The sequence below is a fragment of the Bifidobacterium sp. ESL1118 genome, from assembly GCF_058505595.1.
Map to the genome: position 1 here is coordinate 676,042 of NZ_CP196371.1, position 26,667 is coordinate 702,708.

General features: G+C 58.3%; 18 protein-coding genes and 1 riboswitch. Of the genes, 14 read left to right on the top strand and 4 right to left on the bottom strand.

Going from position 1 to position 26,667, the window contains the following annotated elements:
- Window positions 1-215 precede the first annotated feature (215 nt).
- From ACSYSS_RS02640 to ACSYSS_RS02650, 3 genes are all read left to right on the top strand, one after another.
- A complete protein-coding gene (locus tag ACSYSS_RS02640) occupies window positions 216-605 on the top strand; it encodes a cold-shock protein (protein WP_491703940.1) in 390 nt (129 codons plus the stop codon).
- A gap of 3 nt (window positions 606-608) precedes the next feature.
- Window positions 609-1,700 carry a DUF3027 domain-containing protein gene (locus ACSYSS_RS02645; RefSeq protein ID WP_491703941.1) on the top strand — a complete coding sequence of 364 codons (1,092 nt, stop codon included), beginning with the start codon at window positions 609-611 and terminating at the stop codon, window positions 1,698-1,700.
- A 131-nt stretch (window positions 1,701-1,831) separates the two neighbouring features.
- Window positions 1,832-4,588: an ATP-dependent Clp protease ATP-binding subunit gene (locus ACSYSS_RS02650; protein ID WP_491703942.1), complete on the top strand. Its 2,757-nt coding sequence runs from the start codon at window positions 1,832-1,834 to the stop codon at window positions 4,586-4,588.
- 319 nt (window positions 4,589-4,907) lie between these two features.
- Here the strand turns inward: ACSYSS_RS02650 and ACSYSS_RS02655 are convergent, their stop codons facing one another.
- The gene (locus ACSYSS_RS02655) at window positions 4,908-6,482 is read right to left on the bottom strand and encodes a DUF349 domain-containing protein (protein WP_491703943.1); all 1,575 of its coding nucleotides are present in this window, start codon (window positions 6,480-6,482) and stop codon (window positions 4,908-4,910) included.
- Window positions 6,483-6,571: 89 nt separating this feature from the next.
- Here ACSYSS_RS02655 and hisS point away from each other — a divergent pair, with 89 nt between their 5' ends.
- The 9 genes from hisS to ACSYSS_RS02700 all read left to right on the top strand — a co-directional run bounded on the left by hisS (window position 6,572) and on the right by ACSYSS_RS02700 (window position 19,450).
- Window positions 6,572-7,978, top strand: a complete 1,407-nt coding sequence (gene hisS, locus ACSYSS_RS02660) for a histidine--tRNA ligase (RefSeq protein ID WP_491703944.1) — start codon at window positions 6,572-6,574, stop codon at window positions 7,976-7,978.
- Between the two features lie 375 nt (window positions 7,979-8,353).
- A complete protein-coding gene (aspS, locus tag ACSYSS_RS02665; RefSeq protein WP_491703945.1) occupies window positions 8,354-10,150 on the top strand; it encodes an aspartate--tRNA ligase in 1,797 nt (598 codons plus the stop codon).
- 248 nt (window positions 10,151-10,398) lie between these two features.
- A complete protein-coding gene (locus ACSYSS_RS02670) occupies window positions 10,399-11,208 on the top strand; it encodes an amino acid ABC transporter ATP-binding protein (RefSeq protein WP_491703946.1) in 810 nt (269 codons plus the stop codon).
- A 59-nt stretch (window positions 11,209-11,267) separates the two neighbouring features.
- Complete coding sequence (locus ACSYSS_RS02675; RefSeq protein WP_491704191.1) at window positions 11,268-12,113, top strand: glutamate ABC transporter substrate-binding protein; 846 nt, start codon at window positions 11,268-11,270, stop codon at window positions 12,111-12,113.
- Between the two features lie 3 nt (window positions 12,114-12,116).
- On the top strand, window positions 12,117-12,794 hold the full coding sequence (locus ACSYSS_RS02680; RefSeq protein ID WP_491703947.1) for an ABC transporter permease subunit: 678 nt from the start codon (window positions 12,117-12,119) through the stop codon (window positions 12,792-12,794).
- A gap of 4 nt (window positions 12,795-12,798) precedes the next feature.
- Window positions 12,799-13,962 (top strand): amino acid ABC transporter permease, encoded by a 1,164-nt coding sequence (locus ACSYSS_RS02685; protein ID WP_491703948.1) that lies wholly within the window; start codon window positions 12,799-12,801, stop codon window positions 13,960-13,962.
- Window positions 13,959-16,556 carry a DEAD/DEAH box helicase gene (locus tag ACSYSS_RS02690; protein WP_491703949.1) on the top strand — a complete coding sequence of 866 codons (2,598 nt, stop codon included), beginning with the start codon at window positions 13,959-13,961 and terminating at the stop codon, window positions 16,554-16,556. The genes ACSYSS_RS02685 and ACSYSS_RS02690 overlap by 4 nt, the downstream gene beginning before the upstream one ends.
- A gap of 344 nt (window positions 16,557-16,900) precedes the next feature.
- A complete protein-coding gene (locus tag ACSYSS_RS02695; RefSeq protein WP_491703950.1) occupies window positions 16,901-18,310 on the top strand; it encodes a replication-associated recombination protein A in 1,410 nt (469 codons plus the stop codon).
- Window positions 18,311-18,508: 198 nt separating this feature from the next.
- The gene (locus tag ACSYSS_RS02700; RefSeq protein WP_491703951.1) at window positions 18,509-19,450 is read left to right on the top strand and encodes a D-2-hydroxyacid dehydrogenase; all 942 of its coding nucleotides are present in this window, start codon (window positions 18,509-18,511) and stop codon (window positions 19,448-19,450) included.
- A gap of 260 nt (window positions 19,451-19,710) precedes the next feature.
- Here the strand turns inward: ACSYSS_RS02700 and ACSYSS_RS02705 are convergent, their stop codons facing one another.
- From ACSYSS_RS02705 to ACSYSS_RS02715, 3 genes are all read right to left on the bottom strand, one after another.
- Entirely contained in the window at window positions 19,711-21,057 is a 1,347-nt protein-coding gene (locus ACSYSS_RS02705) for a metal-dependent hydrolase family protein (RefSeq protein WP_491703952.1), read from the bottom strand.
- Between the two features lie 174 nt (window positions 21,058-21,231).
- The gene (locus ACSYSS_RS02710; RefSeq protein ID WP_491703953.1) at window positions 21,232-23,709 is read right to left on the bottom strand and encodes an energy-coupling factor transporter ATPase; all 2,478 of its coding nucleotides are present in this window, start codon (window positions 23,707-23,709) and stop codon (window positions 21,232-21,234) included.
- Window positions 23,710-23,718: 9 nt separating this feature from the next.
- Window positions 23,719-24,360 (bottom strand): ECF transporter S component, encoded by a 642-nt coding sequence (locus ACSYSS_RS02715; RefSeq protein WP_491703954.1) that lies wholly within the window; start codon window positions 24,358-24,360, stop codon window positions 23,719-23,721.
- A 4-nt stretch (window positions 24,361-24,364) separates the two neighbouring features.
- Window positions 24,365-24,516: riboswitch (FMN riboswitch) on the bottom strand.
- A 157-nt stretch (window positions 24,517-24,673) separates the two neighbouring features.
- Here ACSYSS_RS02715 and ppgK point away from each other — a divergent pair.
- Both ppgK and ACSYSS_RS02725 read left to right on the top strand, forming a co-directional pair.
- Window positions 24,674-25,441 (top strand): polyphosphate--glucose phosphotransferase, encoded by a 768-nt coding sequence (gene ppgK / locus ACSYSS_RS02720; RefSeq protein WP_491703955.1) that lies wholly within the window; start codon window positions 24,674-24,676, stop codon window positions 25,439-25,441.
- A gap of 18 nt (window positions 25,442-25,459) precedes the next feature.
- A complete protein-coding gene (locus ACSYSS_RS02725; RefSeq protein ID WP_491703956.1) occupies window positions 25,460-26,659 on the top strand; it encodes a pyridoxal phosphate-dependent aminotransferase in 1,200 nt (399 codons plus the stop codon).
- Window positions 26,660-26,667 lie beyond the last annotated feature (8 nt).

Sequence of the window (26,667 nt, forward strand, 5' to 3'; positions counted from 1 at the left end):
AATCCTAGGTCAGGCTGCAGTGCGGCATCGCAACGATGTTTCCCTAAAAGGTTGAGAATCGGTCAAACAGCGTGGCAGCTTTCAGTGGATTGGATCAAGGAATCGTGTGAAATCCTTGGCCGTAGGCTAGAATGGTATAGGGGCATGAAGCAAGGCCGAGTGGACTCGGCATGTAAATGCGAAGCAAGCAAGGCAATCAAGACAAGAGGTGTGCGATGGCGAGCGGAAAAGTACGCTGGCTCGACCAAAAACGAGGCTACGGGTTCATTACGAGCGATGACGGGGACGACGTGTTCCTTCCTGTATCTGCATTGCCCAATGGAGTCTCCACGTTGCGTAAGGGAACGAGGGTCGAATTTTCCATCGTCGACGGTCGCAAGGGCCCCCAGGCCATGGATGTGACCTTGGTGGGTCCAACACCATCCATTATCAAGGCCACACGCCCTTCCACCGATGATATGACCGCCATCGTGGAGGACTTGATCAAGCTTCTGGACAGTGCCGGCAATTCGCTGCGCAGGCATCGCTATCCTTCACTTGCCGAATCACATAAGCTCGCGAAGCTGTTGCGGGCAGTCGCCGACGATTTTGATGTACAGGAATGAGTAATGAATAACGAACCCGAGAAATTGGAGCCTAAGATCGAAGTCCGAGACGATACGCAAGATGACGGCAAGGCTGCCTTGAGCCGGCGCATCCTCGATGAGGGGGAGAGCCTGGCCCATACCGTGGCACTAAATTGTGCAGACGAAGAGCAGCAGGTCGGTGACTTCGTTCAATCGTACAGTTTGGCAGACGGAGTCACGGATTTTCGGTTCGCCTGCCATATTCGTGGCTATGAAGGATGGCAATGGGCCGTTACGCTGTATCGTGACCAGGAGCGTGAACAGTGGACGGTCAACGATTCTGTGTTGGTTGCCACCGATGAATCCCTACTTGCGCCACAATGGGTGCCATGGAAAGACAGAATCACAGCAGATGACCTTTCTGTCACCGACTCGATCGGGACCGATTCGGATGACCCCCGTATTGAGGACGGCTATCGCCATGATGACGATGGTCTTCACAGCTTTGGAAAGAAAGTCGCGGATTCAGGAGAGGCCACGTCACATACGACGAGCCAGGCTGATACCCAGGACGCTGATCGGGCAGAGGAGGCCGGCGGGGCAAGCGACAATGTTGACGAGGCCGCGAGCGATGATGCCTACGAGGCAGATAGCACTGATGGCATTGGCGAGGCAGATGCCCATGCCCAGGGTGCAGCGAATGCTGAAGATACAGAAGAAGCCGTTGAAACGCTGTTGCTTTCGCGAAGGCATATCATGAGCCCTCTAGGTCGTTCGCAAACAGCAAAGCGTTGGTATCAGGGGCAGCATGGACCCAAGTCGCTTTCCACGAAGACCGCCGACGGAAACCTATGCTCCACGTGTGGGTTCTATGTGCCTCTGGTGGGTGAGCTTGGCAACATGTTCGGTGTCTGTGCCAATAAGTGGAGCCCGGATGACGGGCGAGCCGTATCGGTGGATCACGGGTGCGGCGAGCATTCCGAGATCGGTCAGCCGGAGCCATCGCATCTTTGGGTTCAGACGGAGCCTGCGTACGACGATGTCCATATCGATGTCGTTGAGAAGAAGCGCAAGAACCATCATGCTCAGGTTGAGCTGCTTGAGCAGATTACCGAGGACGCTGCATCTCAATGAGAGATCTGAAGGCAAAAGTATCCTCAAGTCCTTTAAACGTTGCGTTCTCAGCGCAATTGAGGCCTTAACGGAAATAATCGTACACTCGCATCGGTAGAGTGAAATATATTGACAACAGCGGAAGGACAAGTATGTTCGAACGGTTTACCGACCGCGCCCGGCGCGTGATTGTGCTGGCGCAGGAAGAAGCCAAAGCACTTCAGCATAACTACATTGGCACTGAGCATTTGCTGCTTGGTCTCATCAAGGAAGGCGAAGGTGTGGCGGCCAAGGTGTTGGCGGCCAAAGGCGTCACCCTTGAGGGCACTCGCAAGCAGGTGGAGGAGATGATTGGCAAGGGCAATGCCAAGCCCGACGGCCATATTCCGTTTACTCCACATGCCCGCCAAGTATTGGAGCTCAGCTTGCGTGAGGCGTTGCAGCTTGGACATAGCTACATCGGCACCGAGCACATCCTGCTTGGCTTGATTCGCGAAGGCGAAGGTGTCGGCACACAGGTGCTTATCAAGATGGATGTCGATCTAGGCGAGCTTCGCAGCGCGACCATCGATGCCATTCGTGGAAACACAGCCAGTGACGCCAACGGAGGCAAACCTGATCTTGCCAACGCGGGTGGCGTGCAGGATAAGGCGCATAAGAGCGGATCGGCCATTCTTGATCAGTTCGGTCGCAATCTTACGGCTGAAGCCGCGGAGGGCAAGCTTGACCCGGTGATTGGGCGTACCAACGAGATCAACCGCGTTATGGTCGTTCTTTCGCGTCGTACAAAGAACAATCCGGTGCTCATCGGCGAACCGGGAGTCGGAAAGACAGCAGTGGTCGAAGGCCTGGCTCAGAAGATTCACGCTGGAGATGTGCCCGAGACTCTGAAAAACAAGCAGGTCTACTCACTTGACCTTGCCTCCATGGTGGCCGGTTCGCGCTACCGTGGCGACTTCGAGGAACGGCTCAAGAAGGTCTTGAAAGAGATCAAGACCCGTGGCGACATCGTGCTCTTCATCGATGAGATTCATAACATCGTGGGTGCCGGCAGTGCCGATGGCGCGCTTGGGGCTTCCGATATCTTGAAGCCCATGTTGGCCCGTGGTGAGCTCCAGACCATCGGTGCCACCACCACCGACGAGTATCGCAAGTACATCGAGAAGGATGCAGCTCTTGAGCGCAGGTTCCAACCTATCCAAGTCAACGAGCCTTCCATTGCGGACACTATCGAGATTCTGAAAGGTCTGCGTGGGCGCTATGAGCATCACCACCACGTCACCATCACCGATGGGGCGTTGCAGGCTGCCGCTGAGCTTTCCTCGCGTTACATTCAGGACCGTAACCTTCCTGACAAGGCCATCGATCTGATTGACGAGGCCGGTGCAAGGCTCCGCATCAAGCGGCTCACCGCGCCGCCGGAGCTCAAGGAGCTTGACTTGAAGATTTCCAAGATCTCCGATGAGAAGGACAAGGCCATCAAGGACCAGGACTTCGAGAAGGCTGCCGAGCTACGAGATAGTCAGGAGAAGCTTGAATCCGAGCGTAAGGGGAAGGAGAAGACCTGGCGCGAGGGCGGCAGCGATGTCAAGATGGTCGTTGACGAGGACCAGATCGCCGAAGTGGTCTCCAGCACCACAGGCATCCCGGTCTTCAAGCTCACCCAGGCAGAGTCCAAGAAGCTTCTTGGTATGGAGGACGCGCTGCACAAGCGCATCATCGGTCAGGACGAAGCGGTTTCCGCGCTGTCTCGTTCGATTCGCCGTACCCGCGTCGGCTTGAAGGATCCGAAGAGGCCCGCAGGTTCGTTCATCTTCGCCGGACCTACTGGTGTAGGCAAGACGGAGCTGGCCAAGGCTTTGGCCGAGTTCCTCTTCGACGATGAGGACGCGCTGATTCGCGTCGATATGTCGGAGTTCTCCGAGAAGTACGCGGCCTCGCGTCTCTTCGGTGCGCCTCCGGGGTATGTCGGCTATGAAGAGGGCGGCGAGCTCACCGAGAAGGTGCGTCGCAAGCCATTCTCCGTGGTCTTGTTCGATGAGATTGAGAAGGCCCACCCTGACATCTTCAACACGCTGTTGCAGGTGCTGGACGATGGCCACTTGACCGATGGTCAAGGTCGCAAGGTGGACTTCAAGAACACCATCATCATTCTGACTACCAACTTGGGTACGAAGGACATCGCCAAGGCCGCCAACACCGGTTTCAGCACCGCCTCGGGCGGGGAGTCCTCCTATGAGCGTATGAAGGGGCAGGTCACCAGCGAGCTGAAGCAGCAGTTCCGCCCTGAATTCCTCAACCGTTTGGACGACATCATCGTATTCCGCCAGCTCACCGAGCCGCAGGTGCGCCAGATCGTCGACCTAGACCTCACAGCTCTCAACAACCGTCTCTTTGAGCGCCACATGAGTCTTGAGCTAACCGATAGGGCTAAGGATCTGCTGGCGCAGAAGGGCTTCGACCCACTCCTTGGGGCCCGTCCTCTTCGCCGCGTCATCACACGCGATATCGAGGATGCCGTCTCGGAGCAGATTCTCATGGGTAAGCTTCAGGATGGCGAGAAGGTCATGGTCGACGCCGAAGGCGAAGGCATCCTTGGTGAGTTTACATTCACCGGTGTCAAGCAGTTCGACGAGTCTGCGCACAAGAACGGCGATGCCGGCGATGAAGGGACTCAAGGTTCCGATGGCAACGGCAACGATGGCACAGACGGTGGCAACGGTGGAGATGGCCCGTCTGATGGCGGAAAGCCAGATTCCGGTGGTGTCTCCGCTGACCTGCCTGATGAGCCTGATCAGCCTTCACTCGAAGTTCCACAGCTGGTGCAAACTTCACCAGGTGTATCTTCTGAGGCTGCACCTTCAGAAGATTCAGGTTCTCTACCGTCATCTCATTCAGAAGGAATCTGAAGTATCTGTAGAGTCTGAAATCAAGTCCCTCCAATCGTAACGGTTGGAGGGACTTTTGGTTGGTAGTGGCATGTATTGCAGGCGTTGTCGTTCTTCTCATATATATGCCGTTTTGCGTTGTCGATCAGTGTCGAGCTTGTTTTCTCGGGATGCAGCGGCGTAACCAATGACAAAGGTGGGTATGGGAAATACAGACACTACAGACACTACAGGGAATACAGGAATGCCGCGAATGCTATGAAATTACAAGGGGGTGTTGTGTTCGGTTATGCCAGGCCGAACACAACACCCCCTTGGCAGCTAATCACTCATTACCTGCCTACTTCACAGCGTTGAGCCACTGCTCCTTCGTCGCCTTCTCTGCCTCAAGCTTGGCCTTCTTGCCGGCATCGGTTTCAGCTGCTATCTGCTTGTCAAGTTCTTCGAGCTGTGCATTGAGTTGTGTCTCAAAACTGGAGACACGGGCATCGGCTTCGGGGTCACTCTTCTTCCAAGCGGCTTCCTCCACGTTCTTGATGGCCTTGTCGACGGCGTCCAGACCGCTTTCGATGCGATGCATGTCTTCACGAGGCACGTACCCTATTTGGTCCCATTCGTCCTGAATGGAGGCCAGAGCCTGCCGTGCCTGCTTGGCGGTCTTTTCGTCGGCGACTGGAAGCAGTGCCTCGGCCTTCTTGAGCAGCTCCTCTTTCTTGGCGAGGTTCTCCTTTTCGGAGGAATTCATCTGGTCGCGGTCGGCCTGACGGGCATTGAAGAATGTATCGGCGGCCTCACGGAAGCGTGCCCACAACGCATCGTCCTCACGCCTGCCAATACGCCCGGCGGCTTTCCAGCGGTCCATCAATTCATTGAAGGCATGCGAAGTGGCGCCCCAATCCGTGGAATCCTTGAGCTCGTTGGCCTCCTTGATGATGGCCTCCTTCTCCCTCCTCGTCTGGTCTCGTGCGGCGTCACGGGCCTGGGCCCACTTGCGTCGGTCTTGGTTGAATGTGGACCGGGCTGCGGAGAACCGCTTCCATAGGGCGTCCGCCGTGGGCTTGTCGATGCGAATGGAGTTGCGCTGATGGGTCTGCCATTCATTGAACAACGCGGTGAATTTATCTGCAGTGGAGCGCCAGTTGGTGTTCTCATCAAAGGAGGCAACCAGCTTTTCGGCCTTTTCCACGATGGCGGTGCGTTCGGCGATGGCCTTGGCAAGTGCAGCCTTGCGGGCCGCGGCAAGTTCCTCCTTCTTGGCTGCGGCAGTTGTCTTGAGTTCTTCGTATTGAGCCTTGAGCGCCGCCAAATCTCCCACGACTTCGGGGCTGGTGTTTTCCTTGCCGAGCGATTTGAGTGATTCGTCGATTTCATGAGGCTTGATGGTGGAAGTCTTGAGCCTTGTGGCGAAGAGGTCGAACTTCGCCTTGAGATCGAGATATCGCTTGGCATACAAGCTCAAGGCTTCGTCTTTGCTTGCACCTGGGAACTGGCCCACTTGGCGTTCGCCTTCTCCATCCTTGACGAACACTGTGCCGTTGTCGTCCACTCGTCCGAACGCCTCGGCAGCCTGTACGTCCTCCTCGGAATATGTGACAGCTGGTGCGGCCACGGGGTGCTTCATTGGTTTCTTTGCCAGAGCAGCGGGTGAGGGAATGTGGGGCTTTGGCGGCTTCGGGGCTGGTGGCTGGGTGTTTGCCTTAGGCGTTGCGGCGGCTCCAGGCTGGGCTGCAGGTGTATTGGTGGGCTCAGTAGCTGGCGCAATAGGTGGCTTGGCCTGTGCAGGAGCCGACTGTGCGGGAGCCGTTGGTGCTTGCTCTGCCGGTGCGGGTTCAGTAGCGTTCTGCGCAGCGGGTTGAGACTGTGCTTGCGTCGTTTCGGATGTGTTTTCGGATTCGGTGACTTGTTCGTCGGCCATGGCCAGCTCCTTTGGGCTCGAGATAGGGCAGAGTGGGAAAATGGAATGAATGACTTCTATTTCGCCCGCTTCTCTTATTATAAGGGATTATGGCTAAAGGTGCATCTATATCAGGTTTTCCGGAGTGGCTCCCTGAAGAGCGGGTGGTCGAGCAGCGCGTCATCGACACGGTTCGCAGGGTTTTTGAGCTCAACGGGTTCATTGGAATCGAGACCAGGGCAGTGGAGGAGGGCTCCAGCTTGCTCAAGAAAGGCGAGACCAGCAAGGAGATTTATCTGCTCTCGCGTCTGCAGGAAGTCGGACACGAATCCGATACTCCTCTGGAGCAGCGGCTCGGGCTGCATTTCGACCTCACCGTGCCGCTGAGCCGGTATGTAGTCGAGAATTCGGGCAAGCTGGCGTTCCCGTTCAAGCGTTGGCAGATCCAAAAGGTCTGGCGTGGCGAAAGGCCGCAGGAAGGTCGGTTCCGTGAGTTTGTGCAGGCCGACATCGATGTGGTAGGCGATGGGGAATTGCCGCCGCACTACGAAGTGGAACTGCCTCTGGTGATGGTGAGCGCTTTGGAGGAGCTGCGGGCCTTTGGGCTTCCCAAAGCCACTGTCCATGCCAACAACCGCAAGCTTTCCGAAGGTTTTTACCGCGGACTCGAGTTGACTGATATCGAGGGTGTACTGCGCGAAATCGATAAGCTCGACAAAATCGGCAGAGACGAAGTGGTCAAGTTGCTGGTCAGTGAGTGCGGCGCCAGTGAGATTCAGGCGAAAGCGTGCCTGGAGCTGGCGGAACTGACGGCCAAAGACGGCAATGAACTGCTGAAGAAATTCGATGAACTCTGCGCAGCCCACGGCATTGAGCAAGGCAGCGATGCCTATGTGCTTGCCCGTGAGGGACTCGACACGCTTGCCATGATCGTCGATGAAGCTGCGGCAATCCGCCCGGGTTCTGTCATCGCCGACCTCAAGATTGCCCGTGGCCTCGACTATTACACAGGTTCCGTATACGAGACGTTTCTCGATGGCGCCGCTTCGCTCGGCTCCATCTGCTCCGGCGGCCGGTATGACAACCTTGCTTCCCAAGGCAACAGGAAATACCCGGGAGTGGGTCTTTCGATTGGCCTTTCCCGCCTGGTCTCGTACATGCTGCACACCGCTGGAGCCCATGCCACGCGTGTTTCGCCGGCATCGGTGATGGTGGCTGTGTGGAATGAGGACGACAGGCTCAAGTCCAACCGCATCGCCTCCGCGCTTCGCGCCCGTGGCATCGCCGCGGACGTGGCGCCTAAGGCGGCCAAACTTGGCAAGCAGATTCACTATGCCGACAGGCTCGGCATTCCGTACGTTTGGTTCCCACAGGACGCTTCTGCTGATGGGGCAGGCGAGGGACCCGCTGGTGATTCGGTCAAGAACATCGTGACCGGTGAGCAGGTCGCCGCGGATGCAGCCACGTGGGTTCCCGCCGAGGAATACGCCTATCAGGGTGTAGATCTGGGGGAGTGAACCCAAATTCGATTGCAATATGGGCCATGTCGTGCAAGTCGCGTCGTGGCCCCAACTGTATTCGTTCCGTGCTGTAACTGTAGGTCTGAAATGTGTGCAAATCGTACGTCTAATGCACCCACGTGGTGTTGACTCATCGCAGGCAGGGTACGTTCCGGTCGCTTTTGACTGAATTTGCGACTGGAGTGTACCGGCTTGGTGGATTTGCCGCTGCCGGTGGGTACGTTTCAGACTCTGCATACAACGGCTTTGGCACGTCGCGGTGACTCGGTAATCTGGAACGGTAAATCGTTGGTTTGGAACCGTCACAGGGTTCCATGAGGGTGTCTGCGGATGTGCTATGTCTGCAGCGTTGAAGTAAGGAATAGAGGGAGCATGGGCCAGACGGCTTATAGAACGCATCATGCAGCAGAGGTTGGCGAAGACCTCATTGGGCAAAAAGTAACGTTGGCCGGTTGGGTGGACCGCAGGCGCGACCACGGCGGTGTGGCGTTCATCGATCTGCGCGACAGCACTGGTCTGGTGCAGATCGTCATCTATGACGAGGAGATCGCCCGTCCGCTGCGTAGCGAATTCGTCATCCAGGTGGTCGGCGAGGTCCGTGAGCGTCCGGAAGGTAACGAGAACGAGCACCTCGGCACCGGCAAGGTGGAGGTTGTGGTCGAGACCTTGAAGGTGCTTGCCAAATCCGATGCGCTGCCGTTCCAGGTCTCTACCGCTCTTGAAAACGAGGCGGAGAACAAGTTGCCCGGCGAGGACGTACGCTTGAAGTACCGTTACCTCGACCTGCGCCGTCCCCAGATGCAGAAGAATCTCAAGCTCAGGAGCGACATGACCCGCGCGGCTCGTCATGCGCTTGAGGATATGGACTTCACCGAGGTGGAGACCCCGACGTTCATCAAGTCCACACCCGAGGGTGCCCGCGACTTCGTGGTGCCGGCCCGCCTGGTGCCCGGTTCCTGGTACGCACTGCCGCAATCTCCTCAGCTCTTGAAACAGCTGTTGATGGTCGGCGGCGTCGAGCGCTATTACCAGTTGGCTCGCTGCTACCGTGACGAGGACTTCCGTGCCGACCGTCAGCCCGAGTTCACCCAGCTCGACATGGAGATGAGCTACGTGGGCCAGGAGGATGTGATGGCCATGGCCGAGAAGGTCATCGCCGCCATCTGGAAGACCCAGGGCTACGAGGTCAAGCTGCCGATCGATCGCATCACCTGGCAGGATGCTATGGATAAGTATGGCTCAGACAAGCCGGACCTACGCTTCGGCAACCCGATCGTCGAGCTCACCGATTACTTCAAGGACACCCCGTTCCGCGTCTTCCAGGCGCCGTACGTTGGCGCTGTGGTCTTCCCGAACGGTGCGGACACGCCTCGCCGTCAGTTCGACGCCTGGCAGGAGTGGGCGCGTCAGCGCGGGGCCAAGGGCTTGGCCTACGTGCAGTTCAGCACCGATGGCGTCCTGAAGGGGCCTGTGGCCAAGAACCTTTCCGACGCTGAGCGCGACGGATTGAAGGAAGCTGTTGGCGCCAAGGACGGCGACGCGGTGTTCTTCGCCGCAGGCGCCCGCGAATCCTCGCAGCTGCTGCTTGGTGCCGCACGTGTCGAGATCGCTCGCAGGGCCGGCCTTCTGAAGCCCGACGAGTTCGCCTTCACCTGGGTGGTCGACTTCCCGCTGTTCAAGCGCACCGATGATCCGGATGATGACGATGTGGCCGTAGGCCACTCCAAGTGGACCTCCATGCATCACCCGTTCACCATGCCGTCGGCGGATTGGATCGACAAGTTCGACAAGGATCCTGAGCACGCTATGAGCGACTCGTACGACATTGTCTGCAACGGCGAGGAGATGGGCGGCGGTTCGGTGCGTATCCATCGCACCGACATCCAGGACCGTGTGCTCAACGTGCTCGGCATCGGCAAGGAGGAGGCCGAGGAGAAGTTCGGCTTCCTGCTCGAAGCGTTCAAGTACGGCGCACCGCCCCACGCGGGCATCGCCCTGGGTTGGGACCGCACGGTCTCGATTCTGGCGGGTGCCAGCTCCATCCGCGACGTCATCGCCTTCCCGAAGGCCGGTGGCGGCCGCGACCCGCTCACCGGCGCCCCCGCCCCGATCTCCGACGCCCAGCGTGCCGAGACCGGCGTGGACTACGATCCTGACGAAGAAGAGTAAAAGCTTCTCAATCCGTTGAGCCTAAACATCATTGCCCCTACCTATTCGTATGAAATTGTACGGAAAGGTGGGGCAATTCGTTTGAAGGTACTGTTTGCTGCCGATTCGTGCGAAATCTCCACGAATTGGCAGGACGCTTTATTTCTGATGCCTTCTGCGATGTCGGGTGTCGCTGTTGGCGGGAAGATTTGTTACGTGGAGTCGGCGCTCAGCGAACAGCCGTAACATTGACACGTTAAAATGCTGATATGTCGGATTTAAATGAGGCAACGCCGAAGAATGGCGAAGCGGCACCACAAGATGGCGCCAAGATCCAAGGCAGTGCGCCACTGGTGGAACTGCGTCACGTAGATAAGCACTTTGGTAAATTGCACGTGCTTAAGGACATCAACCTTGAAGTAGACCAGGGCGAGGTGCTCGTGGTGGTGGGGCCCTCCGGCTCAGGCAAATCCACCATGTGCCGCACCATCAACAGGCTTGAGACCATCGACTCCGGTCAGATTCTCATCAATGGCCATGAGCTGCCCCAGGAAGGCAAGGAGCTGGCGATGCTGCGCGCCGAAGTGGGCATGGTGTTTCAGCAGTTCAATCTCTTCGCCAACAAGAGCATCATCGACAACGTGATGCTCGCGCCGGTGAAGGTGCGCCATATGGACAAGAAGGAAGCCTACGACTTCGCCATGGAGCTGCTCGCGCGCGTCGGTGTGGAGAGCCAGGCGAACAAGATGCCATCCCAGCTTTCCGGCGGCCAGCAGCAGCGTGTGGCCATCGCTCGGGCGCTTGCCATGAAACCGAAGGTCATGCTCTTCGATGAGCCCACCAGTGCGCTCGACCCGGAGATGGTCAATGAGGTACTTGATGTGATGACCAATTTGGCCAAGGAAGGCATGACCATGATCTGTGTGACCCATGAGATGGGCTTTGCGCGCCGCGTGGCCGACCGTGTGGTGTTCATGGCCGACGGGAAGATTCTCGAACACGGCACGCCCGACGAGTTCTTCGATCATCCGCAGACCGACCGTGCCAAGGACTTCCTCTCGAAGATCCTCACACACTGAGAGAGGGTGGAGATATGAGAGGATTCAAATACAGCGTTGCTGAGGGCTTCAGAACCGTGATGCAGACATGGAAGCGCATCTATAAGCGTGTACTGGCGGTATTGTGCGCCATGGCGTGTGTGTTCGCGGTCTCTGCCTGCGGGTCCAGTGACGAGGCGGGCAAGATTCGCATTGGCATCAAATTCGACCAGCCGGGGCTGGGCTTCAAAAAGTCGGGAACCTATGTGGGTTTCGATGTGGATGTGGCGAGGTATGTGGCGCGTAGGCTTGGCTACTCCGAAGACCAGATCGTCTGGAAGGAGGCGCCGAGCAAGCAGCGTGAGGCCATGCTGCAGAACGGCGATGTGGACATGATCTTCGCCTCGTACTCCATCAACGCGTCACGACGCAAGGCTGTGGATTTTGCCGGCCCGTACTTTGTGGCAGGGCAGGACCTTATGGTCCGCAAAGGCGATAAAACCATCACCGGCCCCAATGATCTGGATGGCAAGCGGCTGTGCTCCGTGACGGGGTCGACGTCAGCTGAGACCATCAAGGAACGGTACTCTTCCAAGGTGCAGCTCATGGAGCAACCGGGGTATGCCGAATGCGCCACGGCGCTGTTCTCCGGCATTGTGGACGCGGTGACCACCGACGACATCATTCTCGCAGGTCTGGCGGCGAACGCCCGAGGCAAGCTGGAACTCGTCGGCAAACCGTTCACCCAGGAATACTACGGGGTGGGCATCAAGAAAGGCAATACCAAGTTGGAAGACAGGGTCGACTCGGCCATCAAGGCCATGATTGCCGATGGGACTTGGCAGCGCGCCATCAAAGACAATACCCATGGGGTGAAGTACAAGCCAAACCCGAAGTACAACCCGCCGGTGCCCGATCGGGGCAAAGTCCCAGGAAAGGAGGAGTGAGGAATGAACCAGTTCCTGCAATTGTTCAGTGAGTACGACGTTCCGGGGGCGTTCCTGGTCAACATCGAGCTGACCGCCTGGTCCGCCTTGTTCTCCCTGCTGCTTGGAGTGGTGCTGCTGATGATGCGCATCAGCCCGATCTCCTCGCTGCGTGGCTTGGCGAAGGTATATGTGGAGTTCTTCAAGAACATGCCCCTGACCATCATCATGGTATTCATGGTGCTCGGAGCCTTCGCCCAGTTGAAGCTCAGCTTCTCCGATACGTTCGCCACCAACTTCTTCTGGCTGGCGGTGATGGGTCTTTCGCTCTATACGGCGGCGTTCGTCTGCGAGTCGCTGCGCAGCGGCATCAACACGGTGCCGCTTGGACAGGCCGAGGCCGGCAGGGCGCTGGGGCTGAGTTTCATGCAGTCCGCCACGCAGGTCATCCTGCCGCAGGCATTCCGCGGGTCGGTGGCGCCGCTGGGCAACACGTTCATCGCGTTGCTCAAGAACTCCACCGTTGCCGCGGCCGCTTCGGTGGCCACCGAGACATCGTCGCTGATGAGCACGATGATCGAATACCATGCCAACTCGATTGTGGCCATCTTCGCCATCTTCGCCTTCGGCTACATCATCCTCATCATCCCCATCGGCATCCTCACCACGGTGCTCTCGAACAAGCTTGCGGTCAGGAGGTAGGCGCATGGATACGGATTCGAAACAGACCTCGCTGCTCTTTGACGCCCCCGGTCCGAAGGGAAGGCGCAAGATTCGCATCGTCAACATCATCGGCGCTGTGGTCATCGCCGTGCTTGTGGTGCTGATGCTCATGCGTCTGCACAACCCACCGGACGGCGAGAACCAGTTGGACTGGTCCCTGTGGAAACCGGCGCTTGACGGCGAGGCGTGGACGGACTTCTACCTGCCTGGGCTATGGATGACCATCAAGGCCGCCGTGGTCGCGGTCATCGGTTCGGTGGTGTTTGGCCTGATCTTCGGTATCGGGCGCTTGCTTCCCAACCCAATCATCAAGGGCGTCTCCGCAGTCATCGTGGAATTCTGCCGCGCCGTGCCGGTGCTCATCATGATGGTCTTCTTCTGGCGTTTCTTCGCATTCGCCGGGTTTCAGAGCGCCTCATATTGGGCCGTCACGCTTGGACTGATCCTCTACAATGGTTCGGTGGTGGCCGAGCTGGTGCGGTCGGGTGTGGGCAACCTTCCCGGAGGCCAGCGCGAGGCGTCGCTTGCGCTTGGGCTCACCCGCACGCAGTCGCTCATGACCGTCGAGGTGCCGCAGGCCATCTACGCCATGCTTCCCGCTGCGGTCACCCAGCTGGTGGTGGTGCTGAAGGATACGGCGCTCGGCTCCATCATCATGTACACCGACCTGCTGCAGGAGTCGAGGCGTCTGGGGTCCATGTACTTCAACATCCTGCAGACGCTCATTGTGGCGGCAGTGGTCTACTTCATCGTCTGCTGGCTGCTATCCCGCCTGGCCGAGTGGCTGCCGGCCAAGATGCAGGAGCGTACCGCGGCCTTCGCCGAACCTGATCCTGTGGCGCCCATCGCCATCCTTGACCCCTCGAACGTCAACCAGATGGCTGTGGCGCGTGAAGAGGGCGAGAACCGCTATGGCGGTGCTCCCCGGCGTTACCACGTGCGTCACCGTGGCTCGAACGCCACTGCGCGTGGATGGCGTCAGGACCGCTACCGTCAGGGCTACGACAACACGCAGCCGGATTCGGAGATCGACCCCAGACAATTCGAGATTCCTGACTTCGAATTGCCCGACTTCATACGGCCCATCGTTGGTTCGCCCCATAGGTCTGATCATGGTGGTCGCAGTGACGGTAAACTGGAATCATGACAGATGAGGTGAAAACGCGGGCTTTAGGGGACTTGGCACCGGCTTGGGGCGATTATGGTTCCGACCGCGACAAGAACGAGCGCGGTTCACGGCGAATCGATGCTGATGAGATCTATGATCGGTTCTTCGGCTGGGTGGAGGAGTCCAAGGGGATTGAGCCTTGGCCGCACCAGGAGGAGGCTGTGCTTGACCTGCTTTCAGGCGACCATGTCATTTTGAGCACGCCAACTGGTTCAGGCAAATCATTGGTGGCGCTTGGCATGCATTTCGCCGCGCTCTGCACTGGCCGGCGATCGTATTACACCGCTCCTATCAAGGCGCTTGTCTCAGAGAAGTTCTTCGATTTGGTCGAGGCGTTCGGACGAGACAACGTGGGCATGGTGACGGGGGACACGAGCATCAACCCTGACGCACCCATTGTCTGTTGTACTGCGGAGATACTGGCGAATCAGGCTCTGCGTGAAGGCAAGGACGCCGACATCGGCTGCGTGGCGATGGACGAGTTCCATTACTATGGCGACCCCGAGCGCGGCTGGGCATGGCAGGTGCCGCTGCTGACGTTGCCCAAGACGCAGTTCCTGCTGATGAGCGCCACACTGGGCAATGTGGATGCCATCGCAGACAAGCTTGAAGATATGACCGGCACAGATGTGGATGTCATCGACGACGCACCGAGGCCGGTTCCGTTGAGCTGGAAATATACGGACAAGCAGCTTGCGGGAACTGTGGAGCTGCTCTTTGATCAGGGGGATACGCCGATTTATGTGGTGCACTTCTCCCAGGATGCCGCACTCGAAACGGCCCAGGCGCTCGCCAGCTCGGGGGTCTCCAGCAAAGAGCAACGCAAGGCCATCACAGAGGCAATGAAAGGTACGAGGTTCACCACAGCGTTCGGCAAGATACTGCGGCGCCTGCTCTCCAATGGCGTTGGCATTCATCACGCCGGCATGTTGCCACGCTACCGCAGGCTTGTGGAGCAACTGGCTCAGCAGGGGCTCCTGCCGGTGATCTGTGGAACGGATACACTCGGCGTGGGCATCAACGTGCCGATTCACACTGTGTTACTGACCGCTTTGACTAAATTCGACGGTGTGAAGATGCGCAAGCTGCGTGCCCGTGAGTTCCATCAGATCGCAGGGCGTGCCGGCCGCATGGGTTTCGACACCGAAGGGCTTGTGGTCGCGGAGGCACCGGAGTATGAGATAGAGAATGCAGCGGCCATCGCCAAGGCCAATGGAGACCCTAAGAAGCTGAAGAAAATCAAGCGCAAAAAGCCACAGGAAGGCTTCGTCTCCTGGGGGAAGCCGACATTCGAACAGCTTATCGACGACGAGCCGGAAACCCTTCAGCCGCATATGGAAGTCACTCATGCCATGGTCTTGAATGAGGTGGCGCAAGGAGGGGATGCCAAGGCCCGTCTCGACAAGCTCATTGATGACTCCTCGCAGACCCCCACGCAGAAGGAACGGTTGCACGAGCGTGCCAGCGAGCTGTTCCAAACCATGCTCGATTCCAACTTCATCGAGGCTGAGGGCAATGGGCGTGGTGGTCGGGACTACTTCCTTTCTGTGGAGGTGCCCGACAATTTTGCACTCGACCAGCCGCTTTCACCCTTCCTGCTTGCGGCGCTCGAACTGCTTGACCCCGAGTCGGAAACCTATGCGCTGGATGTCATCTCCATGGTGGAGGCCACGCTCGATGACCCCAGGCAGGTCTTGAAGGCGCAGCAACGGCAGGCCAGGGACAAGGCGATGGCCGAGATGAAGGCAGATGGCCTCGATTACGACGAGCGCATGGATAAGCTTGCCGAGGTCACGTGGCCCAAGCCGTTGGAAGAGTTGCTTGATGCCGCTTTTGAGCAATACTGCAAGGATGTGCCTTGGGCCGGCGATTTTGAGCTCAGCCCCAAATCCGTGGTTCGAGACATGGTGGAGACTGCCAGCGATTTCAACGGCTACATCTCGCGCTACGGCATTGCGCGTTCGGAGGGGACGCTGCTGCGCTATCTTTCCGATGCGTACCGGGCGTTGGCGCGAACGGTGCCGGTGGAGAAGCGCAATGACCAGCTGGAGGACATCGTCTCCTGGCTGCGCGTGGTGGTGCGCTCCGTGGATTCAAGCCTGGTGGACGAGTGGGAAGGCACGGGCGATGCCGCTGCCGATGCTGGCGCTGCCACGCTCGCTGCGCCTCATGTGGATCAGGTGGTGGAGGACAGACGTGGGCTTATTGTGCTCATTCGAAATGCCATGTTCCGGCGTGTGCAACTTATGGATCTTGACCGCCCTGAAGACCTAGGCGCGCTTGATAAGGACTGTGGCATGGGCCCGCGTCAGTGGGACAATGCGCTCGATGCCTATTATAAGAGCCATGAATATGTCGGCATCGACCAAAAGGCCCGCAGCTCGGACCTGTTCATGCTCGACGATTCGCTGGAGCGCAAGGAACACACTTGGAAGGTTCGTCAGATCATCGACGATTCGGATGGTGACCACGACTGGGCGATTGCAGGCACTGTTGATCTTGATGCCACCCAGGAAGGCGGCGAGGTGGTCTTTGTGGACTACCGCGTGGGTCCGCAGGAGGAGTTCGTCTGATGGGAAGGGCCGGCGGAGTGAGTCACATTCCGCGACTGGATTGTGCGCTTCTGGCGGTGGATGCCGCGTAAGTGGGTATGTTTCGGTCAGAAACCATGCGCTATGTGGCTGAATCGTACCCGTTTGGTGGGGGATGCCGCGTAAGTGGGTATGTTTCGGGCAAGAGCTGTTTGGGTTAGGTGGCCGATGACCGAAGTGTGCCCGATTGAGCGTGAATCTCACGCTCTGGGTACGATTCAGTCGGTAAGCAAGCGTTTTGAGTCTGGATTGTACCCGTTTAGAGGTGGATTTTGCGTAGTGGGTACAGTTCGGTCAAGGAGTTTGCGGCAGAGTAGAATAAAAGTATGACTGATGACCTTTTCAGCGCCTCAGACGTGCCTGATGATGTGACCCGCCCCTTGGCGGTTCGCATGAGGCCCCGAAGCCTTGACGAGGTGGTGGGCCAGAACCAGGTGCTTGGAGCGGGTTCCCCTCTGCGCCGTTTGGCCAATCCTGCTTCGAAGGGTTCACTTACTGCACCAAGCTCCATCATTCTTTTCGGCCCTCCGGGAGTTGGCAAGACCACGCTCGCCTACATTGTCGCAGGGCAGTCGGGGCGTGATTTTGAAGAGCTTTCCGCGGTCACTTCCGGAGTCAAGGATGTGCGTGATGTCCTTTCTCGTGCTCACGAACGGCTCGTGACCCAAGGCCGGGAGACAGTGCTGTTCATCGATGAGGTGCATCGCTTTTCCAAGTCCCAGCAGGATGCGTTGCTGCCGAGTGTGGAGAATAGGGATGTCACGTTCATCGGCGCCACCACTGAGAATCCCAGTTTCTCAATCATCAAGCCGTTGCTCAGCCGTTCTGTGGTGGTCAAGCTTGAAAGTCTGGAGTCTGATTCGTTGCACACGCTTATTGAACGTGCCGTTTCAAGTCAGCATGGGCTTAAGGGAGAAGTGAGAATCTCGGAGGATGCCATCAATGAAATCGTTCGCATGGGTGGTGGCGATGGCCGTAAGACGTTGACCGTGCTTGAGGCTGCAGCAGGCGCAGTCACCGGTGACAAGGCGCGTAAGAAGGGATCGCGCAAGCCGATTATCACTCCTGATGTGGTTTCCAAGGTGATGGACTCCGCCACGGTGCGCTATGACAAGGATGGCGACGACCATTACGACGTGATCAGTGCGTTCATCAAGTCGATGCGGGGCTCCGACCCCGATGCTACAGAGCATTATCTGGCGCGGATGATCCGGGCTGGGGAGGACCCACGTTTCATCGCCAGACGCATAATGATCGCCGCTGCCGAAGAGGTGGGTATGGCTGCGCCGGAGGTGTTGCAGGTGGCGGTTGCTGCAGCACAGGCTGTGGCGCTGGTCGGTATGCCGGAGGGGCGCATCATCCTTTCCGAGGCGGCCCTGGCGGTGGCCACCGCGCCCAAGTCCAACGCCAGCTACAACGCCATCAATGACGCTTTGGCTGACGTGGACAAGGGCCTTATAGGCGAGGTGCCCCGGCATCTACGCAATGCTCCAACCAAGTTGATGAAAGAGTGGGGCAATCATGACGGTTACATCTACGCCCATGACGCACCCAATGCCGTTGCCACTCAGCAGTATATGCCTGATGAATTGGTGGGTCGCGAATATTATCACCCCAATGATCGTGGCTATGAACGTCAGGTGGGAGAGCGGCTGAAGCGTGTACGTGCCATTGTGCACGCCAATGAACAGCCGAAACAGGCGAATAACGGGCAACGTAACGCAAATGAAAAGTAAAGAGGTCTTCGAACATATGGACAAGCGGCAAAAGGGTTGTGGTAATAATGATGCTGCTCAGTTCAAGCCAGAACGGTGGATATGCGGTGGAATAGGCTATGGACAGGTTGCGATGAACAAGGATTTCGAGGGAGCGTACGTATGAGAAGCAGCACGGCAAAGACGAATGATGACAAATTGATCTTAGACTGCCTGCCGATGGATGAGACGGATAAGGCACGTCTGCGTGAGGCAGCGGGGGATGTGCAGATTGTTTTTAACGATAAGTCTGAGCTTTTCGGCAGTATGCATAAGAGCATGGAAGTTCCTGAGGAATGCAAGCAGAAAGTCACTGCGGTGATCGGCAACATCGCTCCTGAAACCGTCGCAACATTGCCGCGGTTGGAATGGCTGCAAACCGTCAGCGCCGGCGTCGACAAGTACGTGGCCCCAGGCGTACTCGGCCCAAAGGTCACGCTCACCAACGCCACCGGAGCTTACGGGCAGGCTGTGGGTGAGCATATGTTCGCCATGATGTGGGCGTTGATGAACAACCTCCCGCTGTACGCGCGTCAACAGTATGAGGCGAATTGGAAGGAAGGCGGAACAGTGCTTAGCCCGCGCGGCAGGAGGGCTCTCGTGCTTGGCACTGGTGACATAGGCTCATATTTTGCCTCGCTGGCCAAGACTGTGGGCATGGGCACTGACGGTGTACGCAGGAATGCGAGCCAGCCTGCGGAACACATTGACACCATGCATGGTTTTGATGAACTGGATGAGCTGCTTCCTCAGGCCGATGTCATCGCCATCTCGTTGCCTTCATCTGCAGCCACTCATCACATCATCAATTCACAGCGGCTCGCTCTGATGAAGTCCACTGCCATTCTTCTCAACGCTGGACGTGGGGATGTAGTGGACTGCGATGCGCTCGCGAAGGCGTTGGAGGATGGAGTGATTCGTGGCGCTGGTCTCGACGTTACGGATCCCGAGCCTCTGCCAACATCCAGCACGCTGTGGAGCAGTCCACGTTGTCTCATCACACCTCACGTGGCAGGGGGAGCGCATTTGGCATCCACCACCGAACGCATCATTGACATTGCCGTGGAAAACACCCGTCATTATGTTGCAGGCGAGCCTATGCGCAATGTCAAGCGTCACTAACTCACCTCGCTAGGCCATTTTGCCGGCCGATGTGGAAGGCGGTGGGCGATATGTGACGATAAGTGCCGTTTGGCGGCAGTTTATGTCTGGTCGCTGGCGGAGTCTGACATATTATGCCGAAGAACGGCACAATATGTCAGCAAAGGAATGATAGCTGACAGTGAGTGCCGAAAAACGTCACTATTTGGCAGCGGCATGGTTAAGGCTGGCAGATAGCGGTACAGCTATAACGCTATCTGCCAGCCTTAACCATGTAACTTTCAGGCATACACTTTCTCAAGCTTGGCATCCATGTCTGCGAAATGCTCCACGCTGGGGTGGAACACAGGGTGACCGGCCGCGCTGATGAACAGAGGATGGCTCAAGGTGCTCAGGTTCTTCACAGGGTCATCCTCCAAGACCAGCAAATCCGCGGACTTGCCCACCTCGACTGAACCTGTGACGTCCGAGACGTTGAGGATTTCGGCGGTTACCTGCGTGCCGGCATGGAATGCCTCGGCAGGGGTGAACCCGGCGAAACGCACCAGAAGGTGCATCTCCAGCCAAGTGGCGTACTGCGGTACGAACGGCATGGCGGTATCGGTGCCTACACCGACCTTGATGCCGGCTTCGTGGGCTCCGCGTGCACCTTCGACCATACCCTTGACCACACTGTGCGAATTTTCCATCTGGATGTCGGTCAGTCCCAAATCGCTCTGCGGCAGTAGCTCCATGGGCAGGCCCGCCGAAAGTGTGGGCTCCAGTGCGGACCAGCCACGCAGTGAATTCGGATTGTGGAGATACAGGTCGGTGAGTTCGTCGTCCAGTGCGCAGCCGTGCTCAATGGTGTCCACGCCCGCCTTGAGTGCGCGGTACACGCCTTCACGACTCTGGGCGTGCGCTGCCACGATGAGGTTGCTGGCGTGGGCAGCCTCACAGATCACCTGCATCTGCTCGATGGTCATCTGTGGTTTGCCGGCCTCTCCGAGCACCTGTGAGTCGGTCACGCCGCCGGTGGCTGCGATCTTGATGGCACCCACACCATGGTCGAGGTTCTGCTCTACAGCCGCCTGGGACTCCTCGGGCGTGGAGCTTTCGATGGCGATGAGCGGCGCACCGTGTCCGCCGGGAATGGCCATAAGCGGTCCAGCGGGCAGTATGCGCGGGGCCACGAGTTTTCCCGCGTTCACTTGGTCCCGCATCTTGACGAGTTCGTAGCCGATGTCTCCCACGGACCGGAAGGTGGTGACGCCGGAATTCAGCAATGTCATGACGTTTTTCTTGCTATTGGCGTAGGCATAGGCTCGGCCGGGTGCGGTGTGCAGCATCTTGACGAGTTTGGCCTGACCCTCGGGGGTGGCGTTGTCGCTGCCCATTGGTTTGCCGTCGCTGAAGGTGTGGACGTGGCCATTGAGCAGACCAGGGGAGACGAACTTGCCGCTGGCGTCTAGCTTATGATAATGAGCAGGCACTTCGGCTTCGTCGCTTGGAGTGACGCCGGTGATGGTACCGGTCTCATCGACCGTGACGGTCATGTCGTTCATGGTGTGGCCGTCCTCATCGCCTGTGGCGATGGTGGCGTGCTCGATGGCGAATGGCTCGATGGTGTTTTTATGGAGAAGACTCATAGGGTAAACCTCCGGCTTTGGATTGCGGAACTCAATTATCTATATTCTAGTTCATGAGTGCGGTTTATGCGAGGTATGCAACGCCGATTGGACATGATTTCAAGACGTGCCGATGTCGTTTTGGCCCCAGACCTACATCCGCGTATGACACGAGGGGTCTGCAGTCGGCATTGTTCAGATCCAGATGACGCTGGCTCCGCGGCCCAAAAGGAACAACGCCACCAGGTACAGCGCGCAGACGGCGATGAATGCATAGTCGCGGCCCCCCACCTTCATCACGCGCCAGTGGGTGCGGGCGATGTCGGCCTCGTAGCAGCGGGCGTCGAGGGCCAACGCGAGGTTGTCGGAGTGGCGCAGGGCACCGGTGAAGACCGGCACGATGATGGCGGCCATGGCTTTGACGCGCTTGGCTGGGGTGCCCGTCTCGATGCTGCCGCCGCGGGCCGACTGGGCATCAACGATGTCGTGTGCCTCCGCCGCCAAGGTAGGTAGGAAGCGCAAAGCCAGGCTCATCACCAGTGCAATTTCCTGGGAGTGCAGCCCGAAGTGGTGCAGCGGCGAGAGCAGCGAGCCGAAGCCGTCCGTGAGCTTGGTGGGTGTGGTGGTGCGCAGCATGATGACGCCGAGCAGGAGCACCAGTGCCAAACGCACGGAGTAGAGCACCGCGTCGTACAGGCCGTTGTCGGTGATGGTGACCGGGCCAAGTCGTGCGATGACGGTGCCGGACTGGATGAAGAGCATGTTGAGCACGCCGAGCACAATGAACATGGCGATGAAGGCCTTCAAAGACCCCAAAAGCCGCACGGGGTTGATGCGCGAGGCCAGCGCCACGCCCGCGGTCATAATGGCAGCCAGCAGCAGCTGCCACGGAGTGGAGACGGTGAACCCGGTGAAGAGCAGCACCAGGAAGGCCACGATCTTGACACGGGGGTCGAGCCGTTCGATGATGGAGAAGCCGTTGTCTTTTTCGGTGGTTTGTGCCTCGTCAATCGGCTGTGTGGCCGAAGTCTTGGAATGCTTGCTTTCGCCGTTTCCATCAAGCCTGATGATGCGTGCGCCGACCAGCTTTGCCTGGGCTGGATCGTGGGTGACCAGCACGATGGTGGTGCCACGCCGGTGCAGTGTCTCGATCAATGCATTGATGCGCCCGGCCGCTTTGAGGTCGAGCCCGGCGTTCGGCTCATCCATGATGAGCACCGGTGGATTGACCGCAATGATTCCTGCGATGGCCGCCAAGCGTTGCTGCCCGCCAGAGAGCGAAAACGGGGAGCGGTCGGCCAGCGAGTCGATGCCGAGCAGTTCCAGTGCCTGCATCGCCGCGGCGATGGCCTTATCGTCGCCCAGTCCTTGGTTCTTTGGTCCGTAGGCCACGTCCTCAAGTACGGTGTCGGCGAAGAGCTGGCGTTCTGGTTGCTGCATGACGAGGCCGACCGTGCCGCGCAGCCTGCGCTTGCCCTTACGATCGAGATGTCCCAAGTCGAGCCCGTCGATGGTGATCGAGCCCTCGCTTGGCTTGCTCAGCGCCGTGAGCAGACGGGTCAGCGTGGTCTTGCCGCTTCCGTTGCGCCCCATGATGGCCACTGTCTCACCGCGGCTCACACTCATCGAGAAATCGTGGAGTATGTCCGTGGGGTTTTTGGCGTAGCGCATCGACACATGGCTGACGTTGATGATGGGGGAGGTGCTGGAAGATCTGCTTGAAAGGTCACTGGTGTCTTCGGCGGTTGCGCTGCCAGTCTCTTGGGTCTTGGCAAATGAGACCGTTTTGAAAGATGTGTCAGTTTTGGTTGAGGCGACGGCATCGGCATTGGACTGTGCCGCCCTGCCCGCCTGCGTTGCCTCGTCTGCGCTGGCCGCAAGGTTAAGCACTGGTGTCTGGGCCAAATCCTGGTTGTCCTGGGCAGTCCGCTCGGCAGAGGCCTCTCGCTCGCGTCCGGCGATTGCCTCTTGCGCACTCACGGTGTGAATGCTGCCATGGTCCAGCACCAGCACGCGGTCGGCTCTACGCAGCTCCTCCGTCTTGTGTGTGATGTGGAGGATGGCGGTGCCGCGCCGCTGCAGACCATCGAGGATGCGCAGCACATCGGCCTGGGCCTGTTCGTCGAGCATGGCCGTGGGCTCGTCAAGCACGATGAGCTTGGGGTCCATCGCCAGTGTGCCGGCCAACGCGATGCGTTGCTGCTGGCCGCCGGAAAGCCTCGTGGGATCGGCCTGCATGAACGAACCCATTTCGACGGCGTCGAGGGCCGCATGCACACGCTTGCCGATTTCTGCGTGGTTCAACCCAAGGTTCTCCGGCCCGAAAGCGGTATCATCCTCGGTGACGGTGGTGATGAGCTGGTCGGCAGGGTTCTGGAAGACGATGCCGATGCCGCGCCGTGCCTTGCGGTATCGGTCGGCGTGCGGTGAGCCATCTTCGAACACTGTCTGCCCCAGCAAGGTTATGGTGCCGGAGTCGGGGGCCGAAAGGCCGGCGACCAGCCTGGCGAGCGTGGATTTACCTGCGCCGTTCGGGCCGATCAGGCAGATGCGCTCGCCTTCGTGGATGTCGAGGTCGATGCCGTCCAGCACCCACGTCTCGCCGCTGTCATGGCTAAAGCGCACATTGCGTAGGCTGGCGAGGATGTTTCCTCGTTTCGATGTGTCGCTCAAACGGCCTCCTTAGCGGTTGAGGAAGTTGGAGATCGGCTTGTAGATGAGGAACGTCACCACGCCGTTGATGGCGAACTTGATGAGGTTGAACGGCAGCAGCGCCACCGGGATGAGCTTCACCACACCGGAGACCGGCATGCCGGTGTAAATGGGTGTGATGAGCAGGTTGAGCACGATGGCCGCCACGACGGCCAGTACGGCGCCAATGACGATGGCCACGGCCGCGGTCTTACGGGTGCGGTGGTGCTTGTAGATGAGTGCCGAGGGCACGGAGAACGACAAAGCCACGAGAATGTTGACCAGCGCACCCCAAGGGTTGCCGAAGAGGTGAGGGATGAATCCGAGGATGCTCACGATGGCCGCTGCCGCAGGTCCGAAGGCGAAGCCCGCCACCATGTCGACAATGCCCGCCGGGTCGTATTTGAGCCAGTCGTTACCGGGGATGATCGCGACTGAAAGGAAGCTGACGGCCATGGCCAGTGCCACGAAGAGGGCATAAATGGCGATGCGCTGGGTGGACCAGCGACCAGAGTCGCCCACGCCAGTGGAGTGCGAGGATTGCGTCTTGTCGCGCCGGGGCTGCGTTGGTGCCGACGAATTGGCTGAATTCTTAGAATGACCCGAATTTTGGGTATGTGAAATTTCGCTCATGAGAGCCTCGTTTCTTTCATCCGGACTATACCGTTGGCCCCGGTTTCCCACCGGATCAGCCACTTGCGTGGCGCGCGGGCTTACGAATGCTGCTGTTATGAAGTCAGCGGCTTCGTTCACCGCCAGTAAGGGATTACACCTTCCCTGAAACTTGCATATCAACCTATACACTATCGCCAGGTCATTGGGAAGCAGGGTGTGCCGAAAGCTGATGGAAGCCAATGAGTTTGGCTATCCGGTGAGTTACAATGACGACGTTTATCTTTGGTATCAATAGGATATCTTTCTAGAACAGACCACAAGAAGGGCGACGATGATTGAGACAGCACAGGCTTTCGGCATCGACATTGGGGGTTCCGGCATCAAGGCGGCGCCAGTAGATTTGGAGAAGGGCGAGTTTGCGGAACCGCGCTTCAAAATATTGACTCCCGAGAATTCCACCCCTGAAGCTGTGGCGGAAGTGGTTCGTCAGCAGGTGGAACACTTTGATGTGCCTGAAGGCGCTCCGATTGGCATTGCGTTCCCTGCTCCCGTCAAGCCTGGTAAGAAAATCGAATTCATGGCGAACCTCGATCAGTCCTGGGTTGGTATGGACCCCACCGAGGTTTTTTCCGAGGCGTGTGGCCGTCCAGTGACGGTGGTCAACGACGCGGATGCGGCCGGCTTGGCCGAGCAGCAATTCGGAGCTGCCAAAGGTCAGAACGGTCTGGTCATCGCCACGACTCTCGGTACCGGAATCGGCACTGCACTCATCTACAATGGCGTGCTCATTCCCAACACCGAGCTTGGGCATATCGAGCTGCGCAAGGGCAAGGGAGACGCAGAAAAGTATGCATCCTCCGGTGTGCGCGACAAGCAGAGTCTTGGATATAAGAAGTGGGCCAAACGCTTGACGAAATACTACAGCCTCATGGAGCTGTATTTCAGCCCCGACCTCTTTGTGGTCGGCGGCGGTGTGAGCCGGATGAGCGATAAGTTCCTTCCGTTCATTGACATCAAGACACCTTTGGTTCCGGCATCGTTGCGCAATGAGGCTGGCATCATCGGAGCCGCCTACTATGCCACGGCGAAGCTGGTCTGAGGAAGTTAGACTCAGGCTGTGTCAGTTCATTTTTCCACTCGAACCTCCGCCGATGGGCTCAATCCCATCGCTCAAGCGGAGGCTCGTTGCGTATCAGCAGGTGTCAATCTCGGCAAGCTGAACGACTCCAACCCTACGGCGCAAGGCCTTGGACCGGCGCTGGTGCCCGGCACATACGACGCACAACCACGCGGTCCGCTGGAGTATCGTGCTCAGCTTGCGAATTTCCTGTCAGCTCGCAGCATCAGTGAGTCGGGCAGCGGTTCAAAGGTTGATCCGGAGAATCTGTATTTGCTCAGTTCGACCTCGGAAGCTTATTCATGGCTGTTCAAACTACTGTGTGATGCCGGTGATGCCGTGCTCGCGCCCAAACCGGGATACCCGCTTATCGAGTCCATAGGCCGTCTGGAGAACGTGGAGACACTGGAGTATCAGCTCGATTTCGATGGTTCCTGGTTTATTCCAGTGGCGAGCATCGAGGAAATGCTGAACAGCGAGCGTGGTGCGCGTGTCAGAGCGCTGGTGGCCATCAACCCCAACAACCCCACGGGGTCGTACGTGAAGCCTCAGGAGCGTGAATCGTTGGTGCGTCTTTGCAAGCAGCACAACATCGCCATCATCGCCGATGAGGTCTTCTTTGACTACAGTCTGGAGCCATTTGAGGGAAACCGCAGATTTGCCGGGGAAAATAGGGTGCTCACGTTCGCCTTGGATGGGTTCTCGAAGTTGCTTGCCGCCCCTCACGCCAAAGTCGGTTGGATCCAGGTTTCCGGGCCTGAGGACGACGTGTCCGAGGCGAAGCGGCGTTTGGATGTAATTGCAGACGATTACCTGCCCATGAGCAACATCATCCTTGATGCCCTGCCTGGCCTATTGGGCTGCGCCACCGATCAGCTTGCCAAGGTGAGGCAGCGCACCCGTGGCAACCTTGCACGGTTACGCGAGCTTCTCGATCCTGCACACGGCTCTGGTCTGGTCTCATTGCTGCGGCCTGAAGGCGGATGGAACGTGCTGCTCCATTTTCCGTCTTCCGTCGATGAGAACGCGCTGGTGCTTCATCTCATCGAACACGACCATTTGACGGGCCAGCCCGGCTATTATTTCGACATGACCAGCAATGGATTTTTGGCGCTTTCGCTGCTGCCGGAGCCACAGGTGTTTGAGCACAATGTGAAAGCCGTGATTCGAGCCGTGGACGATATGGTTGCCGAAGGCTGAACGGTTGC

What these genes read in the sequence shown, in the direction of transcription:
- ACSYSS_RS02675 (WP_491704191.1), top strand. Translation starts at nt 11,268, where the DNA reads ATGCAGACATGGAAGCGCATCTATAAGCGTGTACTGGCGGTATTGTGC.
- ACSYSS_RS02685 (WP_491703948.1), top strand. Translation starts at nt 12,799, where the DNA reads ATGGATACGGATTCGAAACAGACCTCGCTGCTCTTTGACGCCCCCGGT.
- aspS (WP_491703945.1), top strand. Translation starts at nt 8,354, where the DNA reads ATGGGCCAGACGGCTTATAGAACGCATCATGCAGCAGAGGTTGGCGAA.
- ACSYSS_RS02705 (WP_491703952.1), bottom strand. Translation starts at nt 21,057, where the DNA reads ATGAGTCTTCTCCATAAAAACACCATCGAGCCATTCGCCATCGAGCAC.
- ACSYSS_RS02640 (WP_491703940.1), top strand. Translation starts at nt 216, where the DNA reads ATGGCGAGCGGAAAAGTACGCTGGCTCGACCAAAAACGAGGCTACGGG.
- ACSYSS_RS02690 (WP_491703949.1), top strand. Translation starts at nt 13,959, where the DNA reads ATGACAGATGAGGTGAAAACGCGGGCTTTAGGGGACTTGGCACCGGCT.
- ACSYSS_RS02650 (WP_491703942.1), top strand. Translation starts at nt 1,832, where the DNA reads ATGTTCGAACGGTTTACCGACCGCGCCCGGCGCGTGATTGTGCTGGCG.
- ACSYSS_RS02670 (WP_491703946.1), top strand. Translation starts at nt 10,399, where the DNA reads ATGTCGGATTTAAATGAGGCAACGCCGAAGAATGGCGAAGCGGCACCA.
- ACSYSS_RS02680 (WP_491703947.1), top strand. Translation starts at nt 12,117, where the DNA reads ATGAACCAGTTCCTGCAATTGTTCAGTGAGTACGACGTTCCGGGGGCG.
- ACSYSS_RS02655 (WP_491703943.1), bottom strand. Translation starts at nt 6,482, where the DNA reads ATGGCCGACGAACAAGTCACCGAATCCGAAAACACATCCGAAACGACG.
- hisS (WP_491703944.1), top strand. Translation starts at nt 6,572, where the DNA reads ATGGCTAAAGGTGCATCTATATCAGGTTTTCCGGAGTGGCTCCCTGAA.
- ACSYSS_RS02700 (WP_491703951.1), top strand. Translation starts at nt 18,509, where the DNA reads ATGGATGAGACGGATAAGGCACGTCTGCGTGAGGCAGCGGGGGATGTG.
- ACSYSS_RS02715 (WP_491703954.1), bottom strand. Translation starts at nt 24,360, where the DNA reads ATGAGCGAAATTTCACATACCCAAAATTCGGGTCATTCTAAGAATTCA.
- ACSYSS_RS02695 (WP_491703950.1), top strand. Translation starts at nt 16,901, where the DNA reads ATGACTGATGACCTTTTCAGCGCCTCAGACGTGCCTGATGATGTGACC.
- ACSYSS_RS02645 (WP_491703941.1), top strand. Translation starts at nt 609, where the DNA reads ATGAATAACGAACCCGAGAAATTGGAGCCTAAGATCGAAGTCCGAGAC.
- ppgK (WP_491703955.1), top strand. Translation starts at nt 24,674, where the DNA reads ATGATTGAGACAGCACAGGCTTTCGGCATCGACATTGGGGGTTCCGGC.